This is a genomic window from Paenibacillus hunanensis (assembly GCF_014645615.1).
GTDB lineage: Bacteria > Bacillota > Bacilli > Paenibacillales > Paenibacillaceae > Saccharibacillus > Saccharibacillus hunanensis.
Genome location: NZ_BMMB01000005.1, coordinates 137053 through 153015, shown reverse-complemented (window position 1 = coordinate 153015; position 15963 = coordinate 137053). Strand labels below are relative to the sequence as shown.

The 15963-nt window shown below is 47.8% G+C and carries 14 protein-coding genes; 12 read left to right on the top strand and 2 right to left on the bottom strand.

The window, feature by feature from the left end:
* Positions 1-26: 26 nt before the first annotated feature.
* Complete coding sequence (locus tag IEX62_RS11905; protein WP_188775748.1) at positions 27-386, bottom strand: helix-turn-helix domain-containing protein; 360 nt, start codon at positions 384-386, stop codon at positions 27-29.
* A gap of 591 nt (positions 387-977) precedes the next feature.
* Here IEX62_RS11905 and IEX62_RS11900 point away from each other — a divergent pair.
* Complete coding sequence (locus IEX62_RS11900) at positions 978-1550, top strand: xanthine phosphoribosyltransferase (protein ID WP_188775747.1); 573 nt, start codon at positions 978-980, stop codon at positions 1548-1550.
* A gap of 153 nt (positions 1551-1703) precedes the next feature.
* Here IEX62_RS11900 and IEX62_RS11895 read toward each other — a convergent pair whose 3' ends face one another.
* On the bottom strand, positions 1704-2918 hold the full coding sequence (locus IEX62_RS11895) for an MGDG synthase family glycosyltransferase (RefSeq protein ID WP_188775746.1): 1215 nt from the start codon (positions 2916-2918) through the stop codon (positions 1704-1706).
* Between the two features lie 825 nt (positions 2919-3743).
* Between IEX62_RS11895 and IEX62_RS11890 the strand changes: the two genes are divergently transcribed.
* The 11 genes from IEX62_RS11890 (at position 3744) to IEX62_RS11840 (ending at position 15914) form a co-directional block, all read left to right on the top strand.
* Positions 3744-3932: a hypothetical protein gene (locus tag IEX62_RS11890; protein WP_188775745.1), complete on the top strand. Its 189-nt coding sequence runs from the start codon at positions 3744-3746 to the stop codon at positions 3930-3932.
* A 371-nt stretch (positions 3933-4303) separates the two neighbouring features.
* A complete protein-coding gene (locus IEX62_RS11885) occupies positions 4304-5020 on the top strand; it encodes a hypothetical protein (protein ID WP_188775744.1) in 717 nt (238 codons plus the stop codon).
* 46 nt (positions 5021-5066) lie between these two features.
* On the top strand, positions 5067-5456 hold the full coding sequence (locus tag IEX62_RS11880; protein WP_188775743.1) for a GntR family transcriptional regulator: 390 nt from the start codon (positions 5067-5069) through the stop codon (positions 5454-5456).
* Between the two features lie 14 nt (positions 5457-5470).
* Positions 5471-6439 carry an ABC transporter ATP-binding protein gene (locus tag IEX62_RS11875; RefSeq protein WP_229685744.1) on the top strand — a complete coding sequence of 323 codons (969 nt, stop codon included), beginning with the start codon at positions 5471-5473 and terminating at the stop codon, positions 6437-6439.
* On the top strand, positions 6436-7341 hold the full coding sequence (locus IEX62_RS11870) for an ABC transporter ATP-binding protein (RefSeq protein ID WP_188775742.1): 906 nt from the start codon (positions 6436-6438) through the stop codon (positions 7339-7341). The genes IEX62_RS11875 and IEX62_RS11870 overlap by 4 nt, the downstream gene beginning before the upstream one ends.
* Positions 7334-8656: an ABC transporter permease gene (locus IEX62_RS11865; RefSeq protein WP_188775741.1), complete on the top strand. Its 1323-nt coding sequence runs from the start codon at positions 7334-7336 to the stop codon at positions 8654-8656. Before IEX62_RS11870 ends, IEX62_RS11865 begins: the two co-directional genes overlap by 8 nt.
* Positions 8657-8911: 255 nt before the next feature.
* The gene (locus tag IEX62_RS11860) at positions 8912-10033 is read left to right on the top strand and encodes a M23 family metallopeptidase (RefSeq protein ID WP_229685767.1); all 1122 of its coding nucleotides are present in this window, start codon (positions 8912-8914) and stop codon (positions 10031-10033) included.
* 116 nt (positions 10034-10149) lie between these two features.
* Positions 10150-11526: a TraB/GumN family protein gene (locus IEX62_RS11855; protein WP_229685743.1), complete on the top strand. Its 1377-nt coding sequence runs from the start codon at positions 10150-10152 to the stop codon at positions 11524-11526.
* Between the two features lie 145 nt (positions 11527-11671).
* Complete coding sequence (locus IEX62_RS11850; RefSeq protein WP_188776056.1) at positions 11672-12625, top strand: alpha/beta hydrolase; 954 nt, start codon at positions 11672-11674, stop codon at positions 12623-12625.
* 207 nt (positions 12626-12832) lie between these two features.
* Entirely contained in the window at positions 12833-14206 is a 1374-nt protein-coding gene (locus tag IEX62_RS11845; RefSeq protein WP_188775740.1) for a TraB/GumN family protein, read from the top strand.
* Positions 14207-14696: 490 nt separating this feature from the next.
* The gene (locus IEX62_RS11840) at positions 14697-15914 is read left to right on the top strand and encodes an ROK family protein (protein ID WP_188775739.1); all 1218 of its coding nucleotides are present in this window, start codon (positions 14697-14699) and stop codon (positions 15912-15914) included.
* The last annotated feature ends 49 nt before the right edge of the window (positions 15915-15963 follow it).

Genomic DNA, 15963 nt, shown 5'->3' with positions numbered 1-15963 from the left:
TTCCAGACGTGAGGATAGGAATATGATTAATGGTGTTCTTCCTCCGAGTGCGCACGATCTCGCACAACACGCTCCAACAATTGCCGAATCAACTGTAGATCTTCATCCTCAAGAGGCACGCCATCCCAGTGTAGATGGGCATAATTCAAAAATTCCCGGGCATTGGTGTTCTGTGGGGTAGGATCATACTGCTCTGTTAAACCAAGCAAATAATCGGAAGTGGTGCTGAGCTTGGTAGCAATCGCTTGGATCGTTTCCAGGGTAGGCTGACGATAGCCTGATTCGTAGCCCGCATACGTACTTTTGGCTACTCCGACATAATCCGCGACTTCCTTCATCGACATATTTCGTCGTTTGCGAAGTTGTTTGAGGCGTTGGGCAAACAATACAAAGACCTCCTAGTGAAGCAATAATGTATGCGACCCAGCAATCAAGAAATAGGAAAAAAGCCGCAGACAGTAAATAAATTATAGCACGATGTGCATGCATTTCCCACTTGGCATCTGATTCGCAAAAATAGATGCAATTTCCTTATATGCTATTTATGAACATATAAGTCTTATTTTTTATAAATAAACAAAAATATCGAAATAATTAAAATATTTCATAAAAATTATACTCCATGTTCATGCAAAACCGGCTTGGCTATTTTATGTAAAGCCTGTTTGGAGAATCCTCACATTCTGGAAATACGTGAAGTAATGGCTACGATGTTCTAATTTTATACGAATAATGGCTACATGAACTTGAACAATCTACATCTATATCGGTTAGTTTAACGTAAAATTAAATTGAAATTGGGAAAAAACTGTAACAAATTTGTGTTAATCCAATAATATGGAGCAGCCGAGCAGGATATTCACTGTTCAGGAATAGCCCAAATCGAGTATAGTAGGGGTACCTTTTAGCACCTCAAGATCGTGCATATTTGCAGCTATGCCTGTTCAATCAATCTATGCCAAAGGAGCTACAATAATATGGAATTATTACGCAACAAAGTAATCGCTGAGGGCATCGTGCTTCCTGGTAATGTGCTTAAAGTCGACTCGTTTCTGAATCACCAGATGGACCCGGTGCTCATGCAGGAGATCGGACGTGAGTTCCGCACACGCTTTGCTGAGGCAGGTGTGACACGCGTGCTAACGATCGAATCGTCCGGCATCGCTCCGGGCATTATGACCGCGCTGGAGATTGGCGTTCCACTTATTTTTGCCCGTAAACAAAAGTCGCTCACATTGACCGAGGATATTTTCGTGGAAACAGCCTATTCCTATACGAAGCAGCAAAGTAATGATATTACCGTCTCCAAAAAGTTTATTCATCCCGGGGACCGTGTGCTTGTTATTGATGACTTTCTGGCTAACGGTGAGGCTGCATTTGCGCTGGCTCGTATCGTGCAGCAGGCAGGCGCGGAGGTGGCAGGAATCGGGATCGTGATCGAAAAGTCCTTCCAGCCAGGAGCCAAGCTGCTGACCGATGAAGGCTATCGTCTGGAATCGCTCGTGCGGATCGCTGGCTTGGAGGGCGGACAGGTACAGTTTATCGATTAGGGAATGATCTAAGGGAATAATCTAGTGGATGTACAGCAACAGGCGGCGTGAATGCTCGATCGAATCCGAGCATTCACGCCGCCTGTTTGTATGATGTATTCCGTTAACATTTCTGAAATGGAAGTTGTATGCCTGATACCATGTCTCTTCCCGTTACTGCTCTACATTCGCAGTACGTGCATTCCCCTGTAAAACAGGAATCGGCGCCAGCTTCGTTCCCAGCGTGGTCTGCTTCATATAGCGTGTGACCAGATCGCCAGCGATACGTGCGGCGGCATCTGGCATTTGTAGCTGTTCCATCTGCTGTCGCATCATGTCCAAACGCTGCGGCTGATCCAGCATATCGCTCAGCGCGTGAGCGAGCAGTGCAGGCGATTGGCATACCTCGGCGATGCCCTGCTGCTGTAGATAGAGTGCATTCGCTAGCTCCTGTCCGGGTACCGGGCGAAGCAGGAATACAGGCAGTCCACAGCGGATACATTCCGATACGGTAATGCCACCTGGCTTCGTCACCGCACAGTCGCTTAATAGCATCCACTCGCTCATGCGGCGTGTGAAGCCATGCACCTGTACATTGTCCAGGCTACCATAGCGCTTTTCCAGATCACGGCGTAGCGGTTCATTTTTACCACAGATGATCACGAGCTGAGCATCCTCACGCTGGGCGACCACCTCACTCACATCGCGTACATTTTTCAGTACGCCGTACGCTCCAGCAAGCAGCAGCACCGTCTTTTTATCGGGATCTAGCCCTGCTTCCAGCCGCAATTGCTTGCGTTTATGTAAGCGCGCCTCCGCCTCTACTGGAATCGCCTCAAAGCTACTATGCAGCGGAATACCTGTCACAGTAATATGAGCTGGAGCTACGCCACGCTGAATCGCTTCGCTGCGCATCGCCTGAGAAGGAACATAATAATGATCGATATGCGGATGGAGCCAGCGTCCATGCAGATCATAATCGGTTAAAATATTAATGAGCGGCACCGTTAAGCCCCAGCGCGTCTTGAGATGCGGAAGCGCAAGCTGCGGGAAGGTATGCACAATGAGCTGTGGACGCTCCTGCTCTAGTACCTCGCGCAAGCGGCGAATGCCAAAGGAGTGAAGCCAGTTAGAAAAGGGCGATTCCGCCTTCATATTGCGCGTTATATGATACACCCAGCCGTACAGATGCGGGATCGTTTTGAAGCTTTGCATATATACAAAACGAGTCAGATCATTAATAAACGGATGTGCCTCAGCCATCAGATCAAGTAATAGCACACGCTTGATCCCTTGCGATAACAGACTTTCCTGTAGTGATCGCGCTGCCTGAAGATGGCCATCGCCATAGCTTGCATACAAGATCAGAACACAAGAGTTAGATTGCATACGGATGTCCTCTCCTGGTCAAATGATTTGGCTTCGATGCCTTATGCTACGAGGTCGCTCGTTGAAGCCTGCACCGCTTGGTGTCACTGCATAGGTAGCCACAGGCATACCCTGGGATTCGTTTATATTCGTTTAGAAAGGGGTTACTGATTCGTACAGCTCTATTATAATCGCTTTCCGATGTTTGTGACCGATTTCGATGTAGTTCTTACCGGAATTGCTTCATCTCATGCAGCTTCACTTAACAACTATACATAATCTTAGATAAGAGAATAGCTAAGTACCTTATAGTAAAGCTCCTTTATAGGCGTTGTCCAGTTTTGCTCCGATCAAGCTGAGTGGAAGATCCGAGTCATATACGATACAGAGCACGCAATGAGGGCTCTCATTATAACGTCTATTACCCGCTTTTTGATGCTTGGGAACGGTGCCGGGTGTGCCATCGATTCAGGAAGCATTGCCAAATTGCTCAATTTACAAACTGAGTGTGCTTTTCGCGTTTGGAATGTGATATGATAGGGAAAGATGGTGCTTAGATAAGTGCTGATAACATAGCAGCATTCTTGACCGGGTCAGCACGCCAGAGAGGCGCCCTAACGCAAGACAATTGCAGCAATATGAAGGGCAATATCGGCCTTGTATAACAAGATAGGAGCTACAGCCGGACTGATTCACATGCATGAGCCAGGGGTAATTTTTGAGATAAATGCCTGTTGGCACGTGCTAAGAAGATCACACTACAGACAGATAACTTCATACTATAAGACACAGCTAAGGATCTTTTCGGCGACTCACAAACAAGGCACGTTTTGGGGAGGGAATTCCATGGCAACTAAAGGTCACAATGAAGTCAAGGAAAGTCTACGGGAGATGACAAGAATCTTCCGGCCTAAGGATCCAAAAAAATTCGTAAAGGAATATGTGCGTAAGTATCATATTACTGGTGGATACGAAGAAGAACTCACGCTTCTCGTAGAGGACGAAATGCACAAAATTAATTCGTCCGTGTCCTGACCATACGAAGATAACGAACGCATCGGTTATGCTGGCTGATGCTTATGAGAATGATGATTTTGATAATTGTATGTAACATTTTAAAATATGATGAGTATGAAAATATGTCCTTTGGCGAATTTGCCAGAGGACTTTTTTTCTGTTTATAGATCATGTTCGATCAGTGACCCAACCCTTGTCCTGTCTACAATGAAGCGATACAGTGAGCAATTGAATTTCAAATTCATTCCAATAATATTCAAAAAAGATATTGCCGCAGTGTGCATACTGTGTATATACTGTGTATAACGATATATACACTATACACACACAACATACGAGCAAAGTAATCTAACGATAAACTTGTTATTCATAACAGAGAGGGTGTACGTATGTTTGATTTCAAACAGGGATGGCTCATAACCAAGCGGGAACTACAATCGAATAGTGTCATGTTTATCTGGTCGACGATTATGATGGTGTACATGGGTGTGATTGTTGGATTTTTGTATTACACCAATCAAAACGAAATTCTAAATTATGGGTTGTTAGATATTCTGATGCTCGTCACATCACCGCTTCTGAGTATCGATTACTCCCGTCGTTCCTTCCGATTGATGAAGGAAGATACGTATCGGAAACAGATGATTTACTTCCGTAGCTTACCAATTCCCTTTTCAGCGGTGCTGGGCAGTCGATTGCAGGTTATGGGCATTATGCTCCTATACAACAGCATTTTATTTTTCGGACTCATCTATTTTGTCGGAGCGCGTACGATTCCAGGTATGAGTATTACTGCTTATCTGACCTATGCGATTAGCTGGATTTCACTGGGGCTGATCCTTACTTCACTTTATGTCTATATGGAATATGCAGTTCGTCAAAAGACATACCTGTTCTGGAGTATCGTTAGCACCGTGCTGTTACTCGGACTTGCGATCCTTGGAATTGTGATTAACAAGCATGCTAGCAGTATGGTGATGAAGGCAGCGATTGAAGATCAGCTCGCTTCTCCAATTATGTGGATCGGGCTGGCGCTAGCGGCGGTCACTCTATTCATCGCGTTTCGTGTGATCTATCGCAAAGCAAGAGTACGTGATCTAGTATGAAGATGAAGCGAGAGAGAGGTACGGGTCAAAGACGGAGGCGAGATGTATGAGAATACCAGTACAGATTAATGAAAATAGTGCAGAGCCTCTGTACCGCCAGGTCGAAGATCAGCTACGAGCGCTTATTTTAAGCGGACAGATTGAAGAAGGACGACTGCTTCCTTCCATTCGAGAGTTCGCGGCAGAGCTCAAGTGCAGTGTGATTACGATCCGGCGTGTATATCAGGATCTAGAAAATGAAGGCTTATTAAGAACCCGTCAGGGAACAGGTACTTTTGTTACGAAGGTAGAGGAAGAGCAGCGTGTACGTTTAGGCGAACAACAGATTCGCCAGCTACTGGATGAAGTGATTACACGAGGAACGAATTTTGGCTGGAATCGTCAGCAGTTGCATGAATTATTTGAACAATTGCTGAGTGAACGGCAGCTACCCTAAGGAGATGAACAGGCATGAGTATTCAGGATACAGGAATGACAGCTAGCATGATGCAATCAGAATTGGAGTCGGCGATTACACTCGAACAGGTATGTAAGAAACGTCGTGAGCATCGGATCGGACCGATTAACTGGAGTATACCGCGTGGGTATGTGACTGCGCTGGTCGGAGAGAATGGTACAGGTAAAAGTACATTGATCCACATGTTGCTGCGCACCCTGTATCCGGATAGCGGCCGTATCACCTGGATGGGCGAAGCATGTGAAGGCGAATTGCCAGTCCATCTACGACAACAGATTGCCTATGTAGCCGAGCTGCCTATGCTGGAGGAGAATCGCTCTACAGCAAGGCAAGCCGCAGCCTTTCGTTCGCAGTGGTATCCGAACTGGAACCAACAGCGATTTGAGGAGCTACTACATCAGCTCAAGGTGCCTGAGGATGTACGTCTGTCCAAGCTGTCCAAGGGTCAACAGCAGAAGTTTGTTTTTGCGGCTGCACTGGCAACATCGCCAAAGCTATTATTGCTGGATGAGCCTTCATCCGGGCTTGACCCTTTTGCCTGGAAGGATATGCTGTCCGCACTGCATAGCGAGATGGAGCGCGGCGATGTGACAGTGCTGATCACCACGCATCGGATGGAAGAGGTCAAGCGACTGGCGGATTATGTCGCTCTCATGTATGAAGGGCAAATCTGCGGCATGAAGGAAAAGGACGAGCTGTATCAGCAGTGGAAGGAAGTATGGCTCGGCCCGGTAGCAGACAGACAGCTATTGGACGATCTGAAGGAGCTGCCCGGCATACTGGATTGGGACGCGAAACCCGATGGAAGCGTACGAGTGCACACCTCTCAGCCCGCCGAGCTTCAGCAGATTGCAGAGGAGAACGATATTCCGGTACAGGTTAACGGTCTGGAATGGGAAGAATTGTTGTCATGCTGGGTGAACGATTATCGAATCCATCATCTTGGGGAGGCGAAGGTATGAATCCATTACAGTTAAATGGCATCGTCAAGCAGTACGCAGGGCATACCGCAGTAGATGGACTATCACTTGAGGTGGAAGCGGGGGAGATTTACGGACTGCTCGGAGCGAACGGAGCTGGCAAGACGACAACGATGCGTATGGTGCTCGGTCTGATCTATCCCGACGAGGGGAGCATTTTATATAATGGCAAGCCTTATCATAGTGGACTCCAGCCATTGATGGGATATTTACCAGAGGAGCGCGGTCTGTATCCAAAGGTGAAGATTAGCGATCAGCTATTGTATCTGGCGAATCTGCGCGGCATGAAAAATGCCGATGCGAAGCAAAGCCTGCGCTACTGGCTGGAACGATTCGATGCGATGGAATACGAGAACAAGCGGATTGAAGAATTGTCCAAGGGGAATCAGCAGAAAATGGGCTTTATCGCCGCCGTCATTCACCGTCCGCAGATTCTTATACTGGACGAGGCGTTCAGCGGACTCGATCCCGTCAACGTAGAGATGCTCAAGGAAGTCGTACTGGAGCTACGAAGCGAAGGAACTGCTATTCTATTCTCGACTCACCGTATGGAGCATGTCGAGGAGCTATGTCGCCATTTAACAATGCTGCGCCGCTCGAAGCCTGTACTTCAAGGCGATATTCGTGAGATCAAAAAGTCATATCCACGCGAGCATGTGCTGCTTCGTACGCCGCAGCCTGTTCCGAATCTGGAACTGCTGGAAGGTGTGCAGTCTGTCAATCGTCATGATGATGGGAATTACCGCATTCATATTACGAATGAAGAAGCCGCGCAGCGGATTTTGCAGGCAGCGGTTGCGCAGGGCACAGTTGATCGTTTCGAGATTCAAGAGCCAACATTGAATGAAATCTTCATTAAGGTGGTGGGTTCATCCCATGAATAAACTCGGAGCTGTAATCGCATTCACGTATCGAAATAAGGTGAAAACAAAGTCCTTTCGTATCACGACATTATTACTTGCTGTGCTACTGATCGTCGCTCTGAATATCCCGTATGCCATCCAGCTGTTCTCCGGCAACGATGGAGAGGGTGCCTTGAAGCTAGGGATTGCGACAGGCTCGTACAATGAACTGGCACAACAGATTAGCGAGGTCGCTGTACAGGCGCAGAAGCAGCAGACACAGGCAGCATCAGCTACGACAAGCAATACGACAGCGCCAACGCAGATCGATTGGCAGGAACAGCCACGCAGTGAGGCAGAGCTGAATCGTCTGATTCAAAATAAGGAGCTGGATGGATATCTGTTGCTCAAGGGAGCAGGCAAGGATGCTTTCCCAACGGTAACGCTGGTGAGTGATAACGACGCAACTAGCGCGCAAACGCTATTACAAAGTGCCGCTCAGATAGTCAAGCTACGCAGTGTAGCAGGTGGACAGCTGAATGAACAGCAGCTTCAGGAGCTGAGCAGCCCGGTTACGATTGTGCATCAGTCACCGGATCAGCAGGGTAGCGGCGGCACAGACGACAATGGTCGCTCGTATACGCGTGAAAACTTTATCCTCGTCTATATTCTGATGATTCTATTCTTCATCTCGCTCACGATGACCGGCAATATGGTCGCGTCTGAGATTACGTCGGAAAAAAGCTCGCGTGTCATGGAGATTCTGATCACCAGTGTATCCCCATTAACCCAGATGTTTGGCAAAATTATCGGTATCTTCCTGGTCGGTATTACGCAGATGGGGGTATATGCAGTCGTCGTCATTGCACATCTATTCTTACCGTATTATCAGGATGTGCTCGCTCAGTTCAATCTGCATGTATCCAATCTATCGTGGCATGTCGCAGTACTTGGCTTTATGTTTTATATTCTTGGCTACTTCCTGTATTCCACACTGTATGCAGCGGTTGGCTCGATTGTGAGCCGTACCGAGGATCTGGGTCAAGCGGTATCGATCCTGACCGTATTGACACTGGCGGCATTTTATATCGGTATTTTCAGCATTTCGAACCCGAATTCATTGATCATTCGGATTGCATCGTATGTGCCGTTCTTCGCTCCAACGACAGCACTAATCCGAATCGGTCTTGGCACGATCGCATGGTGGGAGGTTCTCGTCTCCACGATTATTCTACTCGTTTCCATTCTGGTCTGTGGCTGGATTTCCACCAAAATCTATCGTACTGGCGTACTCATGTATGGCAAGCGCCCAACGTGGAAGGAGCTACGCCGCGCGATGAAGGCGTACAAGATTTAAGGAAGATGCAGTTAGTTGCGAGAAATATGAATAGCTACACGATAGCATGTAAGCCATCCGTAGCAAGCAAGTAACATTCTAGTAAGAATAGTCCTCATCTCGTAGTCATTATAACTAGAAGCTTTAATGTAGATTAGCTGTAACTTGCTCCAGCAGAGAACGTGATAGCCCAATACCTTTAGCGATGAGTCGATAATTGTGAATCTGTCCTGATCGACTCATCGTCTGAAGATAAAGGAGAGATTGAGTTTGAAAATGATAAAAGATACGCTACGTTCCCTTTTGACTTCACCTCAGCCTAAAGACGTTTCGGTTATTCATCCTGTCAGCCGTCCCTTCTTCCCTCTTGTTGTAGCTACAGGTATGACCCTGCTTTTACTTAGCGGGTGCACCTCCAATGATAACGCATCCGCTCCTTCCGATACATCAGCACAGCAGCCAGCTTCACCAGAGGAGGCAACGGCTATGGACGAGCAGCAAGCACCAGATGCATCAACGGCAGAGCAAACGAATGATCCGATTACCCTTGAACGCATCCCGGATGCCCTGTTAGCCGGGCAAACGAAGCAGGTGTATGCTCAATTTACGCCAGAGTTCCAACAGGACATCACCGAACAGCAATTGGCAGCAACGACAAAGCAGGTGCTACAAAATATCAAGGCATTCACACCACTCGGTAAACCCCAGGATATGAATGGCAGTACCATTCATCAGTGGCTTAGCGATACAGGCAAGATCGGTCTGATCGCAGCAGTCAATGATAACGGTCAAATCTCAGGAATAGTGATGAAAGCGGTAGAAACGTTCCCAGATACCGATAGTAAGCTCACTCGTACAACGTATCATTTACCTTTTAATGGCGACTGGTTCGTATTCTGGGGCGGCAATAATGTGATGCAGAACTATCACTATGAAGTACCTGAACAGCGTTATGCGTATGATTTTATCCAAATGAAAGACGGTGTCTCGTATAGCGGCGATCCGAAACTGAATAAGAGCTACTATGCCTTCGGACAGCCAGCACTTGCACCCGCAGATGGCAAAGTGGTCAGCGTCGTAAACGATATTCCAGATAACGAGCCAGTCGGTAAAATGAATCCCGATCAGCCTGCTGGCAATATGGTCGTGATCCAGCATGGCGATGAATACAGCACACTGGCACATTTGGAAAAAGGCTCCGTTATTGTGAAAAAGGGCGATATGGTGAAGCGAGGGCAAAAGGTCGGGAATGTAGGTAACTCTGGTAATTCCAGTGAAGCACATATGCATTTTCAAGTATCTGATCATGCTGACCTGTTCCAAGGTCGGGCGATCGCGATTCGGTGGCCTGAGGGTATGAAGCCGCTAAAAGGCGAGACTGTTCATAACAATCCGTAAGTTCGTAAGTTGAAGTAGTACAGCAGGCGAGATTCGCCTACACCAGCCCTTGTAACGTTATCGCGATTGGATGGCTCCAGGTACGATCACTCATTTTACAGGACGGGGGAAACACCATGAAACTGAGAAATCGAATAGCTAACTTTGGTACAGACGCCAAGCAGAGGATGAACGAGTCAGACCGCTCACAATCAAGCAAGCAAAATGCGAGCAAATGGATATCGATCTGGACAGCACTATTCCTAACTATAAGTCTACTAACAACAAATATACAAGCGAATGCAGCGACATCTATCGTATCCTCTACCCCTTCGCTGCATATCGACGGACAGCAGATTCGTTATACAAAGGTAGCACCTGTAATGAAGCAGCAGACTACCCTTGTGCCACTGCGGGCGACGCTGGAAGCCATGGGAGCAAAGCTGGTACAAATATCCGGCAAGACGATTACCGCTAGCATCCATGGCAAACGTGTACAGGCGAGCGGATCGCTAACAATGGTCGATGGTGTCACTTATGTACCGGTTCGCACATTCGCCGAGCTGACTGGACATACCGTAACGTGGAACAGCGCGAAGCGCATCATTACGTTGTCTTCAGGTACAGCTACAGCTGAGCGTCCGACAGGTAGTGGCAACTCACCATCAGGTAACGCTCCAGCAGGAAGTGAGACGAATACAAGTACCGGACGCGGCTTCCTCTGGGAAGTGAAGCATGGCGATAACACCGTGTATCTGGTCGGTTCCATGCATATCGCAGATAAGAGCTTTTACCCGCTGCGTAAGGAGTACGAAGAGGCATTTCAGCAGTCGGATGTGCTCGGCGTAGAGGTCGATATTTCCAAAGTGACGGAAGCCGATCAACAGCTAAGCTTGAAGCTGGGCATGTACGAGGATGGAAGCAAGCTTCAGGATCATATCGCTCCAGCAGCCTATGCTAAGCTTGGCAAAGTATTAGAGCAGAATGGAATGAAACCGGATGAGCTGGATGCCTTCAAGCCGTGGTTTGCCGAGCTCACCTTAGCCACACTGGATGCGGCAAAATCTGGCTATGAAGCAACAGAGGGCATTGATCTACACTTTTTACAAAAAGCAGCCGAGCGTAAATTACCTGTCACGGAGCTGGAGACGTTTGACTCCCAGATGAAGATGATTAGCGGCTTCTCCGAGGAATTGCAGGAGAAGAATCTGAATACGGCGATAGATCAGATGGGTAAGAGCCAGCAGGAGACGCTTAAAGCTATGGCAGAGATGTGGAAGAGCGGTAATGATGAGCAACTACTAGAGCTAACGAACAGCATGGGCATCGAGCCCGAATATAAAAAAGCAATGCTGACTGATCGCAACATTCATATGGTCGATAAGATCGACGGCTACTTACAACAAGGCGACGGCAAAACGTATTTTATCGTAATCGGTGCAGGTCATTATCTAGGTCAGGATGGGATTGTACAACTATTACAGAACAAAGGATATACGGTCGAACGTAAGTAGTTCTAGCGTTTGGCACTATAAACGCGAGGTGAAATGAGAAAGGGATTTTTGCACAGCAAAATATCCGTACTAATCTAGCGTTTGGCACCATACCATACTAACGTCACCGTCATGTCGTGCGTGAGAAGGAATGAAAAAGATGAAACTGAAGAAATTGTTAAAGTTTATGCTCATCGCTGTGGCTACAGTCTTGCTCTTAATTGTACTCTTTGTAGCTACCGTCTATACCGTGAATGTCGTCGCAAGTAACTCCGAGAAAAAGGAGATTCAGTCCTACGGACAAGCCGTAACTGTAGAGGGCAAGCGGATGAATGTGCTAATTCAAGGCTCAGGCGAGCAGACGATCGTATTGCTACCCGGCTTTGCTACCGCTTCACCTGCACTGGATTTCAAGCCATTGATTGCGCAGTTATCGCCACACTATCGGGTCGTTGTCGTAGAGCCATTTGGCTATGGACTTAGCGATGTGACAGATAAGCCACGTACCGTAGACAATATTACGAATGAGCTGCACGAAGCGTTATCCCAGCTCAAAATTAATAAGTATATCCTGATGGGTCATTCCATCGCAGGTATCTACGGACTGGATTATGTGAACAAATACCCGAATGAAGTGACGGCCTTTGCCGGAATTGATACAAGTGTACCAACTCAGCCAACCGAGGTAATGGATACACAGTCGCTGAGCTTTCTGGAACAGTCGGGTTTCTACCGCTTAATTGTAAAAATGAATCCAGCACAGATCATGACACCCCCAAGCGTCGACGAGCCCACCCAGGAGCAGATCAAGATGATTACCCTGCAAAATATGATGAATGCCGATATTCAGAGTGAAGCACAGCTTCTGCCGAAGAACTTCGAGTCGGTACAAGGGCTACAATTCCCGAAAAACTTGCCTGTCATCTTCTTCCTCGTGAAGGATGATCCAGAGATCAAAAATTGGCTTCCACTGCATGAAGAACAGATCGCGAATTCCACACACGCAGAGATCGTACCGCTGAATGGCACGCATTATCTGCACTATACACAGTCCAAGACGATTGCGGAGGATTTGCGGAGCTTTTTGGAAAGTAATAATAGTAAGAAACAAGCTAATTGATACGAAGCTAATAGGGAATACGCTGACAACAGGCACCATGTCAGCGATTCCCTATTTTTTATGAAAATATGAATATACAGTAACAAGGATATTGTACTCCAAATAAGAATATGCAATATTAATAGAGACACGTTTGACTTGCATCATCCCTGATCATTCAAGGAATGGGACAGTTCGGATATCATCACATTCAGAGGGAGTCCTGCAATGAAAAATTGGCATCATCCATTACTGTCCCTGGTTCTCGCAGCGGGTCTGCTTGTAACCGTTACCCCGGCGCTGGCATCCGCAGCCCAGCCGCTGACGGTCAAAGTCAACGAGAAGAAAGTAGAGTACAGCACAGGCGTAGCGCCTACTGTACAGCAGCAGACGACACTTGTACCGCTGCGTTCTACACTCAAAGCGATGGGCATCACCCTGTCCAGCGTATCTGGCAACAACATCACTGCCATCGTGAATGGCAAAAGCGTCACTGTCAAAAGCAAGCTGACCAAGCTGAATGGTACGATCTACGTGCCGATTCGTACTTTTGGCGATCTGACCGGATACGCGGTAAGCTGGAATGCCAAAACGCGCACGATTCAAATCACCGCTCCTGTAACCGTTCCAGCAGCTCCAGCGCCGTCTACTGCACCAGCAGATAACGCAGCGGCACCGTCGGTAGACAATACGGTAGCACCTGTCGCTCCAGCAACACCACCTGTTACTTCACCACCAGCGACCACGACAGAACCAGCAACGCCAGCTGTACAAACGGGTGGCAAAGGCTTTATGTGGGAAGTGCAAGCGAATGGCAATACCGTCTATCTGGTCGGTTCCATGCATATTGCGAACGACAGCTTTTATCCGCTGCGTAAGGAATATGAGGATGCTTTCGCTCAAGCCGATTATCTTGGCGTTGAAGTAGACATTACCAAAACGACAGATGATCAATTTTACCAGCAAATCGCACAAATGGGCACGTATCAGGATGGCAGCATACTCCCTAATCATATCGCTGCGGATACATACGCCAAACTTGGCAAATTCCTGAAAGAAAATGGAAAAGAACCCGATGCACTCAATGAATTCAAGCCATGGGTTGTCGAAATGATCGTTGACTCCATTGCCAATTCCACGTCCAAGTACCAGGCGGACAACGGAATCGATCTGTATTTCCTCAAGCAAGCAGTCGCGCGTAAGCTGCCTGTAATTGAACTGGAATCCGATCAGTCTCAGCTCGGTATGCTGAACAACTTCTCGCCAGAATTGCAGGATTTACTATTGTACTCTGCGCTTCGTGGCTATGAAGACTATGCCGATGGCAAAACCGATGATTCGGTCGACAAAATGGCGGAAACCTGGAAAACGGGTAATGAAGTCGAGCTGTATCAAATGACCACAAGCTCCGAAGATATTCCAGAATACCACAAAGCGATGCTGGTCGATCGTAATATCGGTATGGTCGACAAAATCGATGGTTACCTGAGAAATGGCGGCGGCAAAAAGTACTTCATCGTTGTGGGTGCAGCCCACTATCTGAGTGATGATGGCATTGTCCATCTGCTACAGAAGAAGGGCTACACGGTAGTACGTAAATAGTTTGGATACCGTGCTGGTTATGGTTGAACACACGGTTTAATACGAGTGATTTTGGTAAAAGCAAAGGTTATACAGCGTTACTGTATTTATAGCTTTAGAATCCGTACCTACCAAACTTCGATACTACTACTGCCCGCAAGTAACAAACGTGATCATAAAAACCGCCTGTGCTCGATAAGAGACAGGCGGTTTTTGTATGCGCTGATGATAATTTTTAGGAAGAAGAAGTCGCTCTGCCAGCAGCACGATCCAGAAGCTTGGCGAGCTTCGTTTTATTGTATGCATCGTTGATCACTTTCCATTGCCCATAGGATGAATTATGCAAATTTGGACATTGGAGCGGGATCATTTTAGATGGTGGTTATTCCGTCATAAGGTAGCTACAATAGAGTGAGGTATAGGAGCTACATATCACGATGTGGATGAAGCTCGACGTATGAACGTAACTAGACATATCAAATGGCATTGTATGATGTCATCTATAGGGAGAATGAATGTGTACCAAAATACAGCCAAAACGTTAAAGCGGCAGACGTATGAGCGGATTGCTGCACAGGATGACGTTTCCAAGCTTGAGTTAATGAAGGATATTGATATTACGAGCAGTAGCTTGAATCGTGTGCTGGATGAGCTGCTGCATGAGGGCTGGATCGTCGAATCTGGTCTGGGGCAATCGACAGGAGGACGTAAGCCTGTATTGTACCGGATGAACGCACATAATCGGTATATTTTCGGATTGGATATTTCGCGGGTATACTCCGTGCTGGGCTTGTACGATCTGCGTATGAATACATTGTATTCCTATCGCTGGTCGATGGATGAGAGCATGACCCCGGAGAAGCTGGTAGAAGAGGTGGGGCAGCAGGTTCAGCAGGTGCTCGCTGAGCGGCATATGAGCCGCCGCCGGATTCTTGGTATTGGTGTTGGTGCGGTAGGGCCGCTGGATCATGAGACAGGGATGATTCATCATCCGATCTATTTTAATGCACCGGGCTGGCAACAGGTGCAGATCTGTCGCTTGCTGATGGAGCGCACGGAGCTGCCTGCACTACTGGATAATGGAACGAATACGGCTCTGCTAGGGGAACACTGGGCGATGCGTGAAGATAACGTGCGTCATGTGCTATATGTGAATGCGGGGATGGGCATTCGATCTGCGTATTTATCCGATGGACGGCTGATGCGTGGAGCGGTAGACAAGGAGGGAGCCGTTGGGCAAATGATCGTGGCGGCTGGAGGTGCAAGGCTGCATGATCAGGGGAACTACGGAGCGCTTGAAGCGTATGCGTCGATTCAGGCGCTGGAGCAGCAGGTGCGTCAGCATAGCCGCATGGGTCTGGATTGGACACCTGTAGCAGCGGAGCATGAGGATCAGCATACGGCACCGATGGATATGCTCGATTGGGAGCGAATTACGACTCGTTTACAGCAGGGCGATCCGACACTACAGGAGATGTTCCATCGCTCGGCAGGCTATATGGGCATCGGACTGGCGAACCTGATCAATACATTACAGCCAGAGCGTGTCATTCTAGGTGGTGCCCTGATTCAAGCAGCGCCCGGCTACTACGACACAGCGATTCATGTGGCACAGCAGCAAATTTATGGGGAGCCAGCAACATATCCCCAATTTTCGCGTGGCTATTTACAGGAGCGCGCCGCCTCGGTAGGTGCCGCGGTAATGGTGCTGGAGCGGATGGAGATGTAGACATAGCAATAGCCGATACACTCACAGCGATCGAGCTGTGGATGTATCG